Annotated in this window: 14 protein-coding genes; 6 read left to right on the top strand and 8 right to left on the bottom strand. The window is 41.1% G+C overall.

Translation table 11 applies throughout. The features are described 5' to 3' along the window. Positions 1–225 precede the first annotated feature (225 nt). The 8 genes from FC90_RS02255 to rpmH form a co-directional block, all read right to left on the bottom strand. The gene (locus tag FC90_RS02255; RefSeq protein WP_057907686.1) at positions 226–1,851 is read right to left on the bottom strand and encodes an ABC-F family ATP-binding cassette domain-containing protein; all 1,626 of its coding nucleotides are present in this window, start codon (positions 1,849–1,851) and stop codon (positions 226–228) included. A 116-nt stretch (positions 1,852–1,967) separates the two neighbouring features. After that, on the bottom strand, positions 1,968–3,869 hold the full coding sequence (gene mnmG, locus FC90_RS02250; RefSeq protein ID WP_057907685.1) for a tRNA uridine-5-carboxymethylaminomethyl(34) synthesis enzyme MnmG: 1,902 nt from the start codon (positions 3,867–3,869) through the stop codon (positions 1,968–1,970). 32 nt (positions 3,870–3,901) lie between these two features. Next, positions 3,902–5,290, bottom strand: a complete 1,389-nt coding sequence (gene mnmE / locus FC90_RS02245) for a tRNA uridine-5-carboxymethylaminomethyl(34) synthesis GTPase MnmE (RefSeq protein WP_057907684.1) — start codon at positions 5,288–5,290, stop codon at positions 3,902–3,904. A 158-nt stretch (positions 5,291–5,448) separates the two neighbouring features. Further along, positions 5,449–6,168: an RNA-binding cell elongation regulator Jag/EloR gene (jag, locus tag FC90_RS02240; protein WP_057907683.1), complete on the bottom strand. Its 720-nt coding sequence runs from the start codon at positions 6,166–6,168 to the stop codon at positions 5,449–5,451. Positions 6,169–6,266: 98 nt separating this feature from the next. Further along, the gene (locus FC90_RS02235) at positions 6,267–8,060 is read right to left on the bottom strand and encodes a M3 family oligoendopeptidase (protein WP_057907682.1); all 1,794 of its coding nucleotides are present in this window, start codon (positions 8,058–8,060) and stop codon (positions 6,267–6,269) included. A gap of 182 nt (positions 8,061–8,242) precedes the next feature. After that, positions 8,243–9,022, bottom strand: coding sequence for a membrane protein insertase YidC (yidC, locus tag FC90_RS02230; RefSeq protein WP_057907692.1), 780 nt, complete (start codon positions 9,020–9,022; stop codon positions 8,243–8,245). A gap of 67 nt (positions 9,023–9,089) precedes the next feature. Continuing rightward, positions 9,090–9,452, bottom strand: coding sequence for a ribonuclease P protein component (rnpA, locus tag FC90_RS02225; RefSeq protein ID WP_057907681.1), 363 nt, complete (start codon positions 9,450–9,452; stop codon positions 9,090–9,092). Between the two features lie 65 nt (positions 9,453–9,517). Then, positions 9,518–9,658: a 50S ribosomal protein L34 gene (gene rpmH, locus FC90_RS02220; RefSeq protein WP_004265830.1), complete on the bottom strand. Its 141-nt coding sequence runs from the start codon at positions 9,656–9,658 to the stop codon at positions 9,518–9,520. Positions 9,659–10,228: 570 nt separating this feature from the next. On the opposite strand from rpmH, the gene dnaA reads away from it, so the two are divergent. From dnaA to gyrA, 6 genes are all read left to right on the top strand, one after another. After that, the gene (dnaA, locus tag FC90_RS02215) at positions 10,229–11,575 is read left to right on the top strand and encodes a chromosomal replication initiator protein DnaA (RefSeq protein WP_057907680.1); all 1,347 of its coding nucleotides are present in this window, start codon (positions 10,229–10,231) and stop codon (positions 11,573–11,575) included. A gap of 175 nt (positions 11,576–11,750) precedes the next feature. Next, positions 11,751–12,890: a DNA polymerase III subunit beta gene (dnaN, locus tag FC90_RS02210; protein WP_057907679.1), complete on the top strand. Its 1,140-nt coding sequence runs from the start codon at positions 11,751–11,753 to the stop codon at positions 12,888–12,890. 238 nt (positions 12,891–13,128) lie between these two features. Continuing rightward, positions 13,129–13,356 carry a S4 domain-containing protein YaaA gene (gene yaaA / locus FC90_RS02205; RefSeq protein ID WP_057907678.1) on the top strand — a complete coding sequence of 76 codons (228 nt, stop codon included), beginning with the start codon at positions 13,129–13,131 and terminating at the stop codon, positions 13,354–13,356. A 6-nt stretch (positions 13,357–13,362) separates the two neighbouring features. Beyond that, positions 13,363–14,496 (top strand): DNA replication/repair protein RecF, encoded by a 1,134-nt coding sequence (gene recF, locus FC90_RS02200; RefSeq protein ID WP_057907677.1) that lies wholly within the window; start codon positions 13,363–13,365, stop codon positions 14,494–14,496. 45 nt (positions 14,497–14,541) lie between these two features. Further along, positions 14,542–16,503, top strand: a complete 1,962-nt coding sequence (gene gyrB, locus FC90_RS02195) for a DNA topoisomerase (ATP-hydrolyzing) subunit B (protein WP_057907691.1) — start codon at positions 14,542–14,544, stop codon at positions 16,501–16,503. Positions 16,504–16,544: 41 nt separating this feature from the next. Continuing rightward, entirely contained in the window at positions 16,545–19,112 is a 2,568-nt protein-coding gene (gene gyrA / locus FC90_RS02190; protein WP_057907676.1) for a DNA gyrase subunit A, read from the top strand. The last annotated feature ends 40 nt before the right edge of the window (positions 19,113–19,152 follow it).

Genomic DNA, 19,152 nt, shown 5'->3' with positions numbered 1-19,152 from the left:
CAACGTATTATATGTTATCATGCACAGAATTAAATAACAAGCCTTTTTTAAACTTTTTATTTGTTCAGTGCTATCAAATTCGACTGAATCGTTTCTCACGCGACAACTTTACAAGTATACCAACCTCAAACTGTTAATGCAAGGATTTTCTATCATGCTTGACGATTAATTATAACAGCATAGAAAAAAGGGGCGCCTAGTTAAACTAGGCGCCCCTTTTTTCTATTAAACGTAAAGATTTGCTACTTGTTTTTGTAATTCTGAATGTGCTAAAAACTCATCATAATTAGTTTCAGCACGTTCTACAACACCCTTAGCTGACACTTCAATAATATGATCCGCAATTGTTTGAATAAATTGATGATCATGCGATGTAAAGATTAAAGCACCCTTAAAATCGATTAAAGCATCGTTCAATGACGTAATTGATTCCAAATCCAAGTGGTTAGTTGGATCATCCAAAAGTAATGTATTCGATTTTTGCAACATAATTTTCGATAGGATACACCGGACTTTTTCGCCACCTGAAAGGACATTAATCTCTTTTGTCACTTCATCCCCTGAAAAGAGCATCTTTCCTAAGAAACCACGTAGGAAGGTATTATCATCTTCACCTTTAGCAGCGAACTGCCGGAGCCAATCTAAAATAATCAGCTGATCATCATTAAAGGCTGAATTTGTATCTCGCGGTAAGTATGATTGTTGACTTGTCACACCCCAAGTTACTGAGCCTGTATCCGGTTCAATTTCACCTGCCAAAATTTGCATTAAAACGGCTGTTGCAACATCATTTCGCGAAACAATCGCTGCTTTTTCATCAGGCTTAACTGAAAAACTGATGTTATCTAATACTTTAACCCCGTCAAGAGTCTTTGAAACATTCTCAACACGTAATAAATCGTTCCCTAATTCACGTTCAAAATCAAACTTAATAAACGGATATTGTCGTGATGAAGGTCGGATATCTTCTAAGGTAATCTTTTCTAATTGTTTCTTACGAGAAGTTGCTTGCTTTGATTTCGATGCGTTAGCACTAAACCGTGCGATAAAATCTTGCAATTCCTTTATTTGTTCCTCTTTTTTGGCATTCACATTTGATTGTAATTTCGAAGCTAACTTACTTGATTCCAACCAAAAATCATAATTACCGACAAACGTCTTAATTCGACCAAAATCCACATCACACATCATCGTACATACTTGGTTTAAAAAGTAACGGTCATGGGAAACTACAATTACAATATTCGGGAAATCAGCTAAAAAATTCTCTAGCCATTCAACTGAGGCACTGTCTAAACCGTTAGTTGGTTCGTCCAGTAATAGAATATCTGGTTTACCGAAAAGGGCTTGTCCAAGCAATACTTTAATTTTTTGGCCTTCCATTAATTCGCTCATCTTCACATGGTGCAAAGATTCATCAATTCCTAAAGCTTGCAATAATTGAGCAGCTTCTGATTCAGCATCCCAACCATTCATTTCCGCAAATTCAGCTTCTAAATCAGCCGCCTGCATCCCATCTTCTTCAGTAAAATCAGCTTTAGCATATAGGGCATCTTTGGCTTGCATCACCTCATACAACTTCTTATGACCTTGAATCACAGTCTCCAATACTTCAAATTCTTCAAAAGCATAGTGGTCTTGATTCAAACTCGACATCCGTTCATTCGGCCCCATTGAGATGTGGCCGGATGATGGTTGTAATTTACCTTCTAATAATTTCAAAAAAGTTGACTTTCCCGCACCATTGGCACCGATTACGCCGTAACAGTTTCCAGGTGTAAATTTTAAATTGACATCTTCATATAACTTACGCCCAGAAAGCGTTAAGCTCATTTCACTAACAGTTATCACTTAATTCCCTCACTTTTCTTCCATGACTCTAAAAAGCCAACCGTTTCATGTGAAACGGCTGGCCTCCTACCATTGACAACAATATGCCTAACTCTACCATATCTAACAGCTAATTATCAACCAACCGATTTAACCTTAGCAATTTTCCCCTGTTGAATATAGACACTTAAAATCCCAATATCAGCTGGGTTAACCCCACCAATTCGACTTGCTTGGGCAAGTGTTTCAGGTTGAATTTTTTGCAATTTTTGGCGACCTTCTGTGGCAAGCCCTTCAATCGCATCATAATCAATGTTGGCTGGAATTTTCTTAGCTTCCATCCGTTTTAACTTCGCAATTTTAGCTTTTTCCTTATCAATGTAACCAGCATATTTGATTTGAATTTCAACTTGTTCCACAACCCGGTTGTCGATCCCTTCAACTGCTGGAATGAATTGAATTAAATCAGCATACTTCACTTCTGGTCGTTTCAAGAAATCACTGGCTAAAACCCCATCTTTAAGTGGCGCCTCACCTTTAGCAGCTAAAAAGGCTTGAATTTCTGCGGTTGGTTTCAAACGAATAGTTGCCAAACGTGCTAACTCGGCTTCAACTGCTGCTTTTTTCACTTTATAACTTTCAAAACGGGTCTCATTGATTAAGCCCAACTCATGCCCTTTTTCGGTTAGTCGAAGATCAGCATTATCATGACGGAGCATTAACCGATATTCCGCACGTGATGTTAATAGGCGGTAAGGTTCATTTGTCCCCTTTGTAACCAAATCATCAATCAATACCCCGATATACGCCTCGCTACGGTCTAAGACAAATGGATCACGACCTGTTTGCTTGAGTGCAGCGTTAATCCCTGCCATTAAGCCTTGTCCAGCAGCTTCTTCATATCCCGAAGTTCCGTTCATTTGTCCAGCTGTATAAAGATTTTCAACGACTTTTGTTTCAAGCGTTGGTTTTAACTGCCATGGTTCCACGACATCGTATTCAATCGCATAACCTGGGCGCATCATCTGAGCATTTTCTAAACCTGCAATAGAATGGAGCATTTTATGTTGAATTTCTTCTGGCATTGACGTTGAAAAGTCCCCAACGTAATATTCTTCAGTTTCGCGGCCTTCTGGTTCCAAGAAAATTTGATGGCGCGGCTTATCCGCGAAGCGGACGATTTTATCTTCAATTGATGGACAATAACGTGGGCCCACCCCTTCAATCACCCCGGTAAACATTGGGGCGCGGTCAAGGTTATCGCGAATCACCTGATGCGTTGTGTCGTTAGTATAAGTCATCCAACAAGATAATTGATCTTTCAGATAAGCACTGTCTGGTGTTTCGAAACTAAAGTGGTTCGGTTCCTGATCACCAGGTTGTTCTTCCGTCTTTGAAAAATCGATGGTTGTGCCATCCACCCGTGGCGGGGTCCCCGTTTTAAACCGTGTGAGAACAAAGCCATTATCTTCTAAACTTTCAGAAAGTTTAATAGAAGGAATTGAATTATTCGGGCCAGATGAATACGTTAATTCGCCGATAATAATCTTGCCTCGTGAAGCTGTACCGGCCGTTAAGATGACACTATCGGCACTGTAACGAGCACCAGTGTTAGTGATGATTCCTTTGCAGACACCATCTTCGACGATTAATGATTCAGCAATTCCCTGACGCAAGGTTAAATGTTCAGTCGTTTCAATTGTCCGTTTCATCGTCCGGTGGTAGGCATGCTTATCAGCTTGGGCGCGTAACGCGCGGACAGCGGGCCCCTTCCCAGTATTCAACATCCGCATTTGAATGTATGTTTTATCGATATTACGACCCATTTGACCACCCAAGGCGTCAATTTCACGGACTACAATTCCCTTAGCAGGCCCACCCAGTGAAGGATTACATGGCATAAAAGCCACCATATCTAAGTTAATCGTTAATAGTAATGTTTCGCGGCCCATTCGTGCAGCAGCCAAAGCCGCTTCAGAACCTGCATGGCCGGCACCAACGACAATCACATCGTAGTGCGCTGCATCATATTCTCGCATGTTTTGTTCTCCTTTTATTTTTGATCCAAGTCTTATTTACCTAAACAAAATTGGCTAAAAAGTTCCGTAATCAATTCATCTGGCGCTGAATCACCGGTAATTTCACCGAGTTTATCCCAACAATTCGTCATATCAATTTGTACCAAATCAACGGGCATCCCAGCTGCAATTCCATTGATAACTTCATCTAAAGATTGCTGTGATTGATTCAACAAGCCAATTTGCCGCGCATTCGTAATCATAACGGTGTTTTGACTATTTTCAATTCCACCGAAGAAGAGTTTGGCGATTTGGGCTTCCAAATCGGTCACCCCTGCACTCGTTAAAATTGAGGTTTGAATAATTTCGTCTGCGTTCACCAATGTTTTAAGTTCGTTTAAGTCTAACCGGTTGGGTAAGTCAGTTTTATTTAAAATAATAATGCGCTTCTTATCGGTTGTCGCCGTAATTAATTCGCGATCTTCAATCGTTAAAGGTTCGCTTTGGTTTAGGACCAGTAAAATCAGGTCGGCTTTGGTAATTGCCGCACGACTTCTTTCGACCCCAATCTTTTCAACCTTATCTTCGGTAGCATGAATCCCAGCAGTATCGACAAGCTTCAATGGTACCCCGCGGACGTTAACGTATTCTTCTAAAACATCCCGCGTGGTTCCGGCAACATCAGTCACGATTGCCTTATCTTCATGTAACAGATGATTTAATAAGCTCGATTTACCAACGTTCGGCCGGCCAACGATGGCTGTTGCCAACCCTTCGCGTAAGACTCGCCCTTGTTGAGCAGTTTGAAGTAGCTCACCAATCCGACCCTTAACTAGTTCTGCTTTTTCGAGCAGAATTCGGGTCGTCATTTCATCTGTATCATATTCTGGATAATCGATGTTAACCTCAACTTGGGCCAGCACCTCCAAAATTTCTTGACGTAAATTCTTAATCAGGTGCGTTAAACTGCCATCTAACTGATCAACAGCTACTTGCATCGCCCGATCAGTCTTAGCACGAATCAAGTCCATCACTGATTCAGCTTGCGTTAAATCAATCCGACCGTTTAAAAAAGCGCGCTTCGTGAATTCGCCTGGTTCAGCCATTCGTGCCCCATAACTCATTAATAACTGTAAAATTCGGTTCGTCGCGACAATCCCACCATGACAATTAATTTCAATTACGTCTTCGCGGGTAAATGTTTTGGGCGCTCGCATGACAGAGACCATTACTTCATCGACAACTGTATCCGTTTTAGGATCTACAATATGCCCATAATTAATCGTATGACTGGCCACTTTATCAAGGTCTTTCCCCTGATAGATGCGTTTAATAATCGCTAAACTAGCATCCCCTGAAAGGCGTACAATTGAAATAGCTCCCTCGCCAGGCGGTGTTGAAATTGCTGTAATCGTATCAAATTCTGTGACTGTCGTTGGCATTTTAAATGCTTCCTTTCTAAAATAGCTGCATAAAAAAAGCGCTTAGCGTCCACCTCTCCCGTCAATGCGTAAGGGGTGGACAAAGCACTTTCACTACTTTATCAATATTTAATTAATTTCATTATACACGTTTTTTTTAGAGCGTCAATTCACAACCCTTAAAATATACGGCCTGGTTCTACCACAACTGCACGGCGATTACCTTGGCCCTCTGAATGAGTTTTGACATGACGATTTGCTGCTAGGTGCCCATGCACAATCTTGCGTTCAAAAGCTGGCATCGGTTCTAAAAAGACCGGTTTGCCAGTTGCAACAACTTCCCGTGCTGCCTTATCCGCTAGATGGTTAACAATTGCCGCTCTTCTTTGCCGGTAATCACCGACTTCTAAAATAATTGTTTGTTTACCCTTCATATGATGATCATAGTAGGTTTGCGCTAAATCTTGGAGCGCGTTGATTGTCTTCCCATGTTTACCAATTAACAATCCTTGTTTATCTGTCTTTAAATGATACGTTGAACTGCGATGATCATGTGTTACCTGAATTCTGACAGGTGTCCCAATCTGAGTCGTAATAGCCGTTAAATAAGCAATTAATTTTGCCGTGATTGCTACTTCAGATTCCTGTTTAGCGGACCCGCTTACTGGCGCTTCTTTCGTTTTTGGGGCCTGGGTCGAGTGAACTTGCGTCGGTTGCTTAGTTGGTGCCACTTGTTCGTTAGGCGTCAGTCGAACAAGCGCAGCGCGCCGACCAAATCCTAAGAATCCTTTTTTGCCAGCTTCCAAAACATCAATCGTGACCTCATCACGCGTTAAGTGCATGGCCCTTAATCCCTCAGCGATTGCTGCTTGCATATCGCTACCTTCATATGTTGGCATTTTTCAAAACCTCCGATCAATTTGGTAACTCAACCTAGTCCGAGTTACCGTTGCTCGTCTATTATACCATGTGAAACTAATTTAAAAATACTGCTCCGTTATTCTTGATACCCTTCCGTTAATGCTAAAAATTGCGCTACATCAGCAGCAATTGAATCCGCGGCCGCCTGCCAAAACGCCGGTTGAGTCAAATCAACACTAAGATGCTTTTGGGCCAGATCTTCGGTCGACATATTAGCTGTATCCCGCAATAATGCAATATAATCAGCTTCAAAATCTGGCGTTGTTTGCGCTTTGGCATAAATTCCCATCGAAAAGAGATAACCGAATGTATATGGGAAATTATAAAATGATACATCATCGAAGAAGAAATGCTGTTTATCTGCCCAAAACAACGGGTCGTAATCGGTTAATGCATCTGCGTAAGCTTCCTTTTGAGCCACTAGCATGAGCGCCTTTAACTCAGCCGTTGTTTGCAATTTCTTTTGCCGAGCAGCATAAAAACGTTCTTCAAATAAAAAGCGCGCATGGATATTCATAAACATATCAATCGCATTCGTAATTTTTTGATCTAATAAATTAATCTTAGCTGCTGGGCTTTGCGCCGCTTTAACCGTCGCATCACTGACAATTAATTCCGCGAAAGTCGAAGCTGTTTCTGCAACATTCATTGCATAATCTTGGCGCCAACTGGGTAAGTCATTAATCATCATCGTATGGAATCCATGGCCCAACTCATGCGCCAGTGTTGCCACCCCACTTGGTGTTCCATCAAACGTCATAAAAATCCGAAAATCATTAGTTTCCGGTAAATCCGTCATATACCCCCCTGGTTGTTTTCCAGGACGATCTTCAGCTTCAATCCACCGATTTTCAAATGCTTTTTGCGCAACTGCCGCCATTTGCGGACTAAAAGTTTTAAACTGCTGCACAATAAAAGCGGCAGCCTCGTCATAAGTATAGGTTTGTGGTTTAAAATCACCGACGACAACTGGCGCCCAAGTATCATACCAAGCCAATTGAGTCTTGCCCATCAACGCAGCTTTTCGCTTTAAAAAAGCCACGAGTGGTGCCTTATTTTGACTTACCACGGCCCACATTGTTTTTAAAGTTGCCGATTGCATACGGCTAGTTTCCAATGGCTTTTTTAAATAATCTGTCGTTCCATGCGCTTGATATTCAGTCAGGCGAAAGCCTGCCAAATGGTTTAAAGTATCCGTTAATAAGGGTGAATAGCGTTCCCACGTTTGATACCAACTCTTAAAAATACGTTGCCGTACTTTGGGGTCTGGATCGGATTCGAATTTATTTTGTGCTTGTCCTGCTGATAATAGCGTTTGACCATCTGGCACTTGAACTTCTGCTACTATCGAATCATAATGGTCACTCCACCCTTTTAAACCATCCAATGCAAATTGATTAATTAATTTTTCAGTCGTTGCATCCAATAATGTGGCACCGCTCGTCCGCTTTTCAGTTAAATTAAACTTAATAATTTGCAATGCCGGGGTCGCTACCAATGATGCAAATTCAACTTCTGTTAACCCAACTAATTTTTTAGTAAGCGCAACCTCAATCTGATTTACGCTATTTCCCAATGCATTAATCCGACCCATCATTGGCATCACCTGCGGATTACGTTCATCGGTTGACTGGATCATGTTAACGAAACTATCAGTTTGTTTCAACCCAGCCTCTAGCATTTGCAACTGTTCAGTAATCTGCGTCATCACCGTAAATTTTGGCTGATCTTTTGCATATTGCCATGCCCGCACCGTCGCTAATAATGGTGTGATTTGCGCCGTTATAGTTGCTAAACGTTGCGTCAACGCTGGTGAATCAATGCCCCCTGTAAAAATTGATTCTAAATCCCATTGTTCTGAATAGGTCATTTGTTTGCCCTCCACTCTTAAACGATTGCGCTTATTATAACGAAAATTCCGTAAAAGTGCGATTAATGACCCCACGGAATCTCATAAATCCTGACTCTGGCAATTACCTCCTGATACTAATTCACATTACTTATTCAACATAAAAAGCCGCTTGCCCATTATTGGGAAGCAGCTTTTTATGTTTAACGTTTCTTCGTTGCTTTTTTCCGGGCCTTAGCAAGTGCTTTTTCACGGTCCCGTTTTGCTTGTTCCTTAGCTTCACGTTCACGGCGAATCTTAAAGGGATTTTGAATAACCAGTGTTTGTCCCACTGAAAAAGCATTCGTAACCACCCAGTAAATTGAAACTGCCGAGGCAATATTCATCGCCATCACAAAAATCATGATTGGCATAACCCAAAGCATCGCTGATGAGGCAGCGTTTTTGGTTGGCTGCGACATCATGGTTAAATACGATGTTCCAAACGTAAAAATGGCTGCCAAGATAGCCATAATAAAGTAAGGATCAGCTTTCCCAAGTTGCATCCATAAGAATGTACCACTCTTTAAAGCAGCCGTTCGGTAGATAGCTTGGTACAAAGCAATCAAAACTGGCATTTGCACGACTAATGGTAGACAGCCGACAACTGGATTGACGCCCGCTTTTGCATAAAGTTTTTGCGTCTCTTCACGTAATTTTTGTTGGGTCTCAGCATCTTTAGAAGCATATTTTTTTTGCAGTGCTTGAATTTCTGGGGCGACTGCTTGTTGCTTGAGCATACTCTTACTTTGCCACCATGTTAATGGCAAGATAATCACCCGAATGATGATGGTAAAGGCCACAATTGCCCAACCGTAACTGCCACCAAAAATATCGGCTAACCATAAAATAAAGCGGGAGAAGTTATAAATAACGTAATGATCCCAGAAGCCAGTACTTCCACTGTCAACTGGTGATGTGCTACATCCCGCAGCGATTAACATGAACAAGAATAAACTGGCCACTAATAATAGCCGTTTGCGATTTTTTGAACTCACTGTAATCCCTCACTTATTCAGAAACAGAATCTGCTTCTTCCTTTAATAGCTTTGCTATTTTTAAGACGTGTATTAGATTTTTTTTGGTCTCTGCCATTGTTAGTTGGTTAGCCCCGCGTCTGGCGATTACTAAAAAATCGACAGTCTGTGGTAACTCTGGTTTCAACTCCAACAAGCTCTGGCGAATATACCGTTTAACTTGATTACGCATCACTGCGTTACCCACTTTTTTACCTACGGACAGGCCCACTCGGAAATGTTTTTGACCCGGTTTATCCAGTTGATACACCACAAAATTGCGATTTGCAACTGAATGTCCGGCTTCAAAAACCGTTTGGAAATCCTGTTCTTTTTTGACGCGGTACGACTTTCTCATAATTCACTCCGGCATTTCATTTAATTAATTGAAGATAATAAAAAAACCACTGAAGCATCAGTGGCCTATGCAGATAATACTTTTCTGCCTTTAGCACGGCGTCTTGCAAGTACCTTGCGACCGTTCTTAGTATTCATACGTTTCATAAAACCATGAACACGTTCTTTATGGCGTTTCTTGGGTTGGAAAGTTCTTTTTGTAGTCATTATACTGGCACCTCCTAATTGACTGTGTCTATTGTTTTCAGATTTGAGAAACAACGGGTGATAACTACCACCTACGACATTCACTAAAATATAATAGCATATTTTATATGAAGTTAAAACACTTTCCATAAAAAAACAACATAAAGCTGTTTATTCAACAAATAGATAATCCTTGGTTTCCTTGTGGATAACGACGCAGATTAATTTAATCCCCGCTTTTCGTCCACAGTCAGTTTACCGATTTATCCGGAAAATCACAGGGTGTTTCTATCTTATCCACAAGATATTTACCAGGTGTGTATAACTCCGTTAGCCTTTGATATTATAACCTCCGTTGCCCACACACTTCTGTGGATAAATAGTAAAGTCACTCTAATTTTTCACTTTTCCACAAACACGGTCAGAAGTTATCCCCCTGATTGTGTTTAAGTGGACAACTTTTTCAATTCATACTGTGGATTTTGTTCTTGTTGTGGAAAACTTTTTTTTAGAATGCTAGAATGTATTTAGTCTTTCTTTATTGAATCTTTTTCAATAAAGTGGTTATTTTACGTGAGGAGGACACGCTACATGCCTGATCTTCAGGAACTTTGGAACTATTTACGGGACGTATTCCAAAATGATTTAACACCCGTTGGTTTTAATGCTTGGATTAAAACCGCCAAACCACTCGCTTTTAGAGCCAATGAAATATTGATTGAAGTCCCTTCACCGCTACACAAAGAGTATTGGGAACACAATTTGGCAACCAAGGTGGTTGAAGGGGCCTATGAATTCGCAGAAATCGAATTGACCCCTATTTTTCTATTACCCGACCAAGCCCAAGAGCTCCAAACTAAAAAACCGGCTGAAGAACGTAGTTTAACCAAAGCCGAAACCCCAACTTTTTTACGTGAAACGCACCTCAATAGTAAATATACATTTGATACATTTGTGACTGGTAAAGGAAATCAGATGGCACATGCAGCCGCGCTTGTTGTTTCAGAAGAACCTGGGGTCTTATACAACCCTCTATTCTTATATGGTGGCGTTGGTTTGGGCAAAACCCATTTAATGCAAGCCATTGGTCACCAGCTCTTACTCTCTAAACCAGACACCAACGTTAAATATGTGACGAGCGAAGCTTTTGCCAATGACTTCATTAATTCGATCCAAACAAAAAATCAAGAAAAATTCCGGCAAGAATATCGAAATGTCGACTTATTATTAGTTGACGATATCCAATTTTTCGCGGACAAAGAAGGTACCCAGGAAGAATTTTTCCATACCTTTAATGATCTTTACAACGATAAAAAGCAAATCGTTTTAACCTCCGATCGCCTACCAAACGAGATTCCAAAGCTCCAAGAACGTCTGGTTTCACGATTTAAATGGGGCTTACCAGTTGATATTACCCCGCCTGATTTAGAGACACGAATTGCGATTTTACGAAATAAAGCCGACGCAGAACACCTCGAAATTCCTGAGGATACCTTGAGTTATATCGCCGGGCAAATTGATTCCAACGTACGCGAACTCGAAGGTGCACTAGTTCGCGTACAGGCCTACGCAACGATGCAAAATGACGAAATTACAACAAGTCTGGCCGCTGATGCATTAAAAGGGCTAAAGCTTAATGGAAAGTCCAGCCAACTCTCGATTGCTAAAATTCAATCAGTCGTTGCCAAATACTACAGCCTATCGATTGCCGATTTAAAGGGGCGTAAACGAGTTAAAGAGATTGTACTTCCGCGCCAAATTGCGATGTATCTTGCCCGCGAGATGACGGATAGTTCATTACCAAAAATCGGGCAAGAATTTGGCGGCAAAGATCACACCACTGTGATGCATGCACACGAACGAATTAGCCAAGCCCTAGATCATGATCAAAACTTAAAAGATGCCATTTTAGATTTAAAGAACACGTTAAAAAATTAAACTCACCTGTGGATAACCCTGAAAGTTATCCCGTGACTTGCTCTCAACTTATCCACAGGTGGAAAACTAAGAGTGCTATCCTTTCCCTTTGTTTTCCACAGATTCCACAGGTCCTACTACTATTACTTAAAATTCTTTTATAATATATATATTTTCCTTCGGAGGTTTACCGTTCATGAAATTCTCAATTAATCGTACCCAATTCATCAAAACATTAAATGATGTTCAACGTGCCATTTCAGCCAAAACTACAATTCCTATTTTGACGGGCCTAAAATTAGTCCTTTCCCAAGAAGGGTTAACGCTAACTGGGAGTGACGCTGATATTTCAATTGAAGCAACCCTAGCTACGACTGATGAAAAAAATCAGTTAACTGTTGAAGAACCTGGGGCTATTGTATTACCAGCCCGTTTCTTTAGTGAAATTGCTAAAAAATTGCCGGAAGATCAAATGACAATTGCAGTTGGTGATAATTTTCAAACGACAATTCGCTCTGGTAAATCGGAATTTACGATTAATGGGTTAGATGCCAATAGTTATCCGCATCTTCCTGAAATTGCGGATCAAAATCCCTTCAGCATTGCTACTGATGTCCTCAAACAATTGATTCGGCAAACAGTGATCGCCGTTTCAAATCAAGAAAGTCGCCCAATCTTAACGGGGGTGCACTTAGTCTTAAATTCAGGTGAAATGTTGGCCGTTGCCACTGATAGTCATCGACTTGCACAACGTAAATTAACGGTTTCAGTTCCAAGTGACGTGAATTACGACGTGATTATTCCTGGCAAAAGCTTGATTGAACTTTCAAGAACCTTAGCAGATGGCGATGAAACTGTTGAAATTCGTATTGCTGAAAATCAAGTTCTTTTCAAAGCGGGAAACTTAGCCTTTTACTCTCGTTTACTCGAAGGTAATTATCCTGATACAGCGCGGTTAATCCCCACTTCTTCAAGTACTCAAATCGAGTTTAACGCACCTGTTTTATTAGCGGCAATTGAACGAGCTTCTTTGTTATCACATGAAAGTCGGAACAATGTTGTTCGCTTGACATTGAATACAGCGGATAATACAGCTATTATTTATGGTAATTCGCCGGATGTCGGGAATGTTGAAGAAACATTGCAATTTGAAAATTTAACGGGTGAAGACCTCGAAATTTCGTTTAACCCCGATTATATGAAAGATGCGCTACGTTCATTTGGACAGACAGCAATCATGATTAATTTTACAGCTGCCTTACGACCATTTACTTTGGTACCAAGTGAAGATCAAGAACATTATATTCAATTGATTACGCCAGTACGGACATTTTAAGTTATAAAAAACACCTCATCAAAAAAAATGAGGTGTTTTTTTACGGTAAAATTAAAATAAATTCGGTTTCAGCGATTTCAACTAAAGTAAGTAGGATAAGCTTAAAGTTCTTAAAAACGCTCAGAAAGCATTTTAGCGACGTCTATTTGTATTTAAACTGAAAAAAGTCTATAATCGTAGGTATAATGGAGCGGTATTAGCACAGTAATTAATATCGTTAAGAATGGTGGGTTGAATAATGGCGCAAGAGATTAACCTTGAAACTGAGTTTATTACACTTGGGCAGCTCCTTAAAGAGGCCGGTGTAATTGAAACCGGTGGGCAGGCAAAGTGGTTTTTGAAAGAAACAATGGTTTTGGTAAATGGAACGGCTGATGATCGCCGTGGTCGTAAGTTATATCCAGAAGACATTATTACGGTACCGGATAATGGCCAGTTTATTATTAAAAAACAAGAAAGACTGTAGGCGACTATGTATTTAAGTGAACTCCAACTTGATCACTATCGGAATTACGAGCAAGTGGATGTCCATTTTTCACCGGATATCAATGTTTTAATTGGTGAAAATGCACAAGGTAAAACGAACTTGTTAGAGGCAATCTATGTCTTGGCTTTGGCGCGTTCACACCGAACGCATAATGATCGAGAGTTGATTCAATGGAATAGTGAATTTGCAAGAATTACCGGCATTGTCCAGCGAAAAACTGGCCACACCCCATTGGAGTTGATCGTTAGTCAAAAGGGAAAAAAAGCAAAGGTCAATCATTTAGAACAAGCTAAATTGTCTCAATATATTGGACAATTAAATGTGGTCTTGTTTGCCCCAGAGGATTTAAATATTGTAAAAGGTTCGCCAGCAGTTCGGCGGCACTTTATCGATATGGAATTTGGGCAGATGAGTGCGAAATATCTGTATAATATTTCGCAATACAAATCGATTTTAAAACAACGCAATCAGTATTTAAAACAACTTCAGCGACGTCAGGCTAAGGATTTAATTTATCTAGGGGTATTGTCCGACCAATTGGCTGCATATGGGGCTGAAGTAACGATAGCTCGTCGTGAATTTCTTCAGCAAATGGAAAAATGGGCGCAGAAGTTGCATCAAGAGATTACCAAAGAACGGGAACTTTTAACGTTTAGGTATCAAAGTCAGATTCCAGACGACCAATTGGCGCTCGATACGGAAGGTTTATATCAACAATTTCAAACGTTATATGAAACCCAGCAATCACGTGAAGTTGAGCAGGGGACGACCCTAGTAGGGCCGCATCGTGATGACGTAACATTTTTGGTTAATGGCAAGAATGTGCAGTCATTTGGTTCTCAAGGGCAACAGCGGACGACTGCGTTAAGCGTGAAGTTAGCCGAGATTGACCTGATGAAGGAACAAACTGGTGAGTATCCAGTCTTATTATTGGACGATGTGCTATCTGAGCTTGACGATTTACGTCAAACCCACTTATTAAAGACGTTTCAAAATAAAGTGCAGACATTCCTAACGACAACCAGTTTGGAAAACGTTAAAAAAGAGATAATTAGTGCTCCACGAGTGTTTACTGTGACAAACGGGACAGTGGCAATGGTCACAACAGAAGTGAATTAGACAAAAAACGATCAAACGGAGGTTTTTTTCTTGGCAGATGATCAAATGAATCAAGCGACAGAAGCACAAATGAAAGCAAAAGAAGAACGCGCAAAATCTTATGATGCCAGTCAAATTCAGGTGTTAGAAGGCCTAGAAGCCGTTCGTAAACGGCCAGGGATGTACATTGGGACAACCAGCTCTCAAGGTTTACATCATTTGGTGTGGGAAATTATTGATAATGGGATTGATGAAGCCCTTGCCGGATTTGCAACGGAAATCAACGTGGTGGTTGAACCTGATAACAGTATTACAGTTACTGATAATGGTCGTGGGATTCCAGTGGGGATTCAAGCTAAGACCGGCAAATCAGCTTTAGAAACGGTCTTTACTATCCTACATGCCGGTGGTAAATTCGGTGGTGGTGGCTACAAGGTCTCTGGTGGGTTGCATGGTGTGGGGGCTTCGGTCGTTAATGCCTTGTCGACTGAATTAGATGCTGTGGTTACCCAAGGTGGTAAACGGTACTACATTGATTTCAAACGGGGAAAAGTGCAGACACCAATGAAGATGATTGGGGATGCCCCTGAACATGAACATGGGACCAAAGTCCATTTTATACCGGATGCCGATATCTTCACTGAGACAACTGTGTATGATGATAAAATTTTAACGACGCGAATTCGGGAATTGGCCTTCTTAAACAAGGGCTTGAAGTTAACGTTCACCGATAAACGGGCCGAAACACATGAAAAACTTGAATTCCACTATGAAGGTGGGATTAAGAGTTACGTTGAATATTTAGACGATAAAAAAGAGACACTTTTAGACGAACCAATCTATGTTGAAGGTGAACAAAACGGGATTACCGTGGAAGTTGCTTTGCAATATACGAATGATTATCGGACGAACTTGATGACCTTTGCCAATAACATTCATACCTACGAAGGTGGGACCCATGAATCTGGCTTTAAGACGGCGCTCACGCGGGTCATCAATGACTATGCAACCAAGCAAAATATTTTAAAGGGTAATGATAATAATCTTTCTGGGGAAGATGTACGTGAAGGTTTAACAGCCGTTGTTTCGGTTAAACATCCAGATCCACAATTTGAAGGTCAAACTAAGACTAAATTAGGCAATGCCGATGCGCGAACAGTAACCGATCGGATGTTTTCAGATCATTTCACGAAGTTCTTGATGGAGAATCCATCAATTGCCCGCCAAATTGTTGATAAGGGTTCATTGGCAGCCAAAGCACGATTAGCCGCTAAACGGGCCCGGGAAGTGACCCGTAAGAAAAATGGCCTTGAAATCTCTAACTTACCTGGTAAGTTAGCCGACAACAGTAGTAAAGACCCAGAGATATCAGAGTTATTCATCGTCGAAGGGGATTCAGCTGGGGGCTCAGCTAAATCCGGACGATCACGTTTGACCCAAGCTATTTTGCCAATTCGGGGCAAAATTTTAAACGTTGAAAAAGCTAGCATGGAAAAAATCTTAGCTAACGATGAAATTCGGACCTTATTTACAGCTATGGGGACTGGCTTTGGTCAAGAATTTGATGTTGGTAAAGCACGTTATCACAAATTAATTATTATGACGGATGCTGATGTCGACGGGGCCCATATCCGGACGCTTCTTTTAACCTTATTCTATCGATACATGCGACCAATTGTCGAAGCTGGCTATGTCTATATCGCACAACCACCTTTATATCGGATTAAGCAAGGAAAGATGATGCGTTATATTGATTCTGATGAGGAATTACAAGAAGTGTTAGGAACGCTCCAACCAAGTCCTAAACCTGAAGTCCAACGGTATAAAGGGTTAGGGGAAATGGATGCGAGTCAATTATGGGAAACAACCATGGATCCTGAAAATCGGCGGATGTTGCGAGTCAATATTGAAGATGCTGAAGAAGCGGATCAAATTTTTAAAATGTTAATGGGTGATCGGGTTGAACCACGCCGAATTTTTATTGAAGAAAATGCGGTTTATATGGATCCAAAGAGCATCGATGCATAAATAATACATTGAAAGACTGATTGAGAGGGGTTTATCGATTAATGGCAAATGAAATTGGCCAAGATGGTCGGATTGAAAACGTCAATTTATCTAAAACAATGCGCAAATCATTCCTGGAATATGCAATGAGCGTCATTGTTGCGCGGGCCTTACCAGACGTTCGTGATGGCTTAAAGCCTGTTCAACGCCGGATCTTATACGGCATGAATGAATTAGGGGTAACACCTGAAAAACCTTATAAAAAATCTGCCAGAATTGTTGGGGATGTTATGGGGAAGTACCACCCACATGGTGATTCAGCAATTTATGAAGCAATGGTGCGAATGGCGCAAGATTTTAGTTATCGCTACATGTTAGTTGATGGTCATGGGAATTTTGGCTCTGTCGATGGTGATGGAGCTGCCGCAATGCGATATACCGAAGCCCGGATGAGTAAAATGGCAGCCGAAATGTTGCGTGATATCAATAAAAACACGATTGATTATGTTCCTAATTACGATGAGTCAGAACGCGAACCGGCTGTTTTACCAGCACGCTTCCCGAACTTACTGGTCAATGGCGCAACCGGGATTGCGGTCGGGATGACGACCAATATTCCACCGCATAATTTAGCTGAAGTCATTAGCGCTTTACACATCTTGATGGATAATCCAGATGCCACGACCGCTGATTTAATGGACGCCTTACCAGGACCTGATTTTCCAACAGGTGGGCTAGTTATGGGAAAGTCTGGCATTCGGCATGCATATGAATCCGGTAAAGGCACGATTACCCTTCGTGCAAAAGTGGACGTCGAAGTTCAAAAAAATGGTAAAGAGCGAATTATTGTCACTGAAATTCCATACATGGTTAATAAGGCAAAGTTGGTCGAACGGATTGCTGAATTAGCCCGTGACAAACGACTTGAGGGGATTACTGATTTAAACGATGAATCTGATCGTGATGGGATGCGCATCGTAATCGATGTGCGTCGGGATATGAGTGCTTCGGTCGTCTTGAACAACTTGTACAAACTGACACCATTACAAACCTCATTCTCATTTAACATGGTGGCGATTGTTAATGGTGCCCCTAAAGTGTTGAGTTTGAAATCAATCTTGGAACACTATTTAGTGCACCAAGAAGAAGTCATTCGTCGTCGGACTGAATTTGATTTGAAGAAGGCCGAAGCACGGGCGCACATTTTAGCTGGGTTACGAATTGCGTTAGACCATATCGATGCGATTATTCAGATCATTCGTGGCTCAAACACAGGCGATGCCGCCAAAGTCTTATTGATGGAGCGTTATGATTTGTCAGACAAACAAGCGCAGGCCATCTTGGATATGCGTTTAGTTCGTTTAACAGGTTTGGAACGCGATAAAGTCGAAAATGAATATAATAATTTGATGACGCTAATTGCTGATTTGAAAGATATTCTAGCTAAACCAGAACGCATTAAGAAGATTATTTACGATGAATTACTTGAAGTGCAGAGCAAGTTTGGTGATAAACGCCGGACTGAATTATTAGTTGGTGAAGTGCTTAGCCTAGAAGACGAAGATTTAATCGAAGAAGAAGAAGTAGTGATTGCTTTAACGCATAACGGCTATATTAAGCGATTACCAGCTAGTGAATTCAAAGTTCAAAATCGTGGTGGTCGTGGAATTCAAGGGATGGGCGTCCATGATGACGATTTCATTGAGCATTTAATTTCAACGTCAACCCATGAAGTCCTCTTATTCTTCACCAATACTGGGAAGGTTTATCGAGCCAAAGGATATGAAATTCCAGAATATGGTCGGACGGCGAAGGGAATTCCAATCATTAATTTGTTAGGGATCAATTCGGATGAGCGGGTTCAAACGGTTGTTAACATTGGCAAAGAAGTTCAAGAAGAACAATCCTTATTCTTTATTACCCGTTTAGGGACAGTTAAACGAACTGCCGTTGCTGAATTTGCCAATATCCGTAGTAATGGGTTAAAGGCTTTGACTTTACACGATGCAGATGAATTAAGTAATGTCTTGATGACTGATGGTCAACAAAATATTTTCATCGGTACGCATAATGGGTATGCCGTGTCATTTAGTGAAACGGCTGTCCGTTCAATGGGTAGAACTGCTGCTGGTGTACGCGGGATTCGTTTACGTGAAGGCGATTATGTAGTTGGCTCTGATTTATTAATCCCAGGTCAAGAAATTTTGGTAATTTCTGAAAAAGGCTATGGTAAACGAACTCCGGTTGCCGATTACCCAATCAAGGGTCGTGGTGGTAAAGGAATAAAGACCGCTAATATTACTGAAAAGAATGGTCCACTAGCAGGGATTGCTGCGGTAACTGGTGAAGAAGATATTCTCTTAATCACTGATACTGGCGTCTTGATTCGCTTCAAAGTCGCTAACGTTTCACAAACCGGCCGGGCCACACTTGGGGTGCGTTTAATCCGAGTGGATGACGAAGCGAAGGTTGCAACAATGGCGAAAGTTGAAGCTGAACCAGATGATGCTGAAACACCGACCGTGCCAAGAGATGACACCACTGATACTGGCTTAGCACAAGTTGATGAATTACTCGCACGAGCTGAAGCGGATCAAGTGGCATCAGATGACCAAGATTCAGAAAATTAAAAAATAAAAATCGTTTCTGCGTAAATATATTTGTAACAAC

Origin of the sequence: Latilactobacillus graminis DSM 20719 (assembly GCF_001436415.1) — a bacterium.
In the GTDB taxonomy this organism is placed as follows: Bacteria; Bacillota; Bacilli; order Lactobacillales; family Lactobacillaceae; genus Latilactobacillus; species Latilactobacillus graminis.
Note: the sequence above shows the minus strand (reverse complement) of the source record. Positions and strands in the feature narration are given on the sequence as shown.

Excerpts from the sequence above, each read along its gene's own strand:
- mnmG (WP_057907685.1), bottom strand. The coding sequence starts at position 3,869 with ATGCGAGAATATGATGCAGCGCACTACGATGTGATTGTCGTTGGTGCC.
- mnmE (WP_057907684.1), bottom strand. The coding sequence starts at position 5,290 with ATGCCAACGACAGTCACAGAATTTGATACGATTACAGCAATTTCAACA.
- jag (WP_057907683.1), bottom strand. The coding sequence starts at position 6,168 with ATGCCAACATATGAAGGTAGCGATATGCAAGCAGCAATCGCTGAGGGA.
- FC90_RS02235 (WP_057907682.1), bottom strand. The coding sequence starts at position 8,060 with ATGACCTATTCAGAACAATGGGATTTAGAATCAATTTTTACAGGGGGC.
- yidC (WP_057907692.1), bottom strand. The coding sequence starts at position 9,022 with ATGTTAATCGCTGCGGGATGTAGCACATCACCAGTTGACAGTGGAAGT.
- rnpA (WP_057907681.1), bottom strand. The coding sequence starts at position 9,452 with ATGAGAAAGTCGTACCGCGTCAAAAAAGAACAGGATTTCCAAACGGTT.
- rpmH (WP_004265830.1), bottom strand. The coding sequence starts at position 9,658 with ATGACTACAAAAAGAACTTTCCAACCCAAGAAACGCCATAAAGAACGT.
- dnaA (WP_057907680.1), top strand. The coding sequence starts at position 10,229 with ATGCCTGATCTTCAGGAACTTTGGAACTATTTACGGGACGTATTCCAA.
- dnaN (WP_057907679.1), top strand. The coding sequence starts at position 11,751 with ATGAAATTCTCAATTAATCGTACCCAATTCATCAAAACATTAAATGAT.
- yaaA (WP_057907678.1), top strand. The coding sequence starts at position 13,129 with ATGGCGCAAGAGATTAACCTTGAAACTGAGTTTATTACACTTGGGCAG.
- recF (WP_057907677.1), top strand. The coding sequence starts at position 13,363 with ATGTATTTAAGTGAACTCCAACTTGATCACTATCGGAATTACGAGCAA.
- gyrB (WP_057907691.1), top strand. The coding sequence starts at position 14,542 with ATGAATCAAGCGACAGAAGCACAAATGAAAGCAAAAGAAGAACGCGCA.
- gyrA (WP_057907676.1), top strand. The coding sequence starts at position 16,545 with ATGGCAAATGAAATTGGCCAAGATGGTCGGATTGAAAACGTCAATTTA.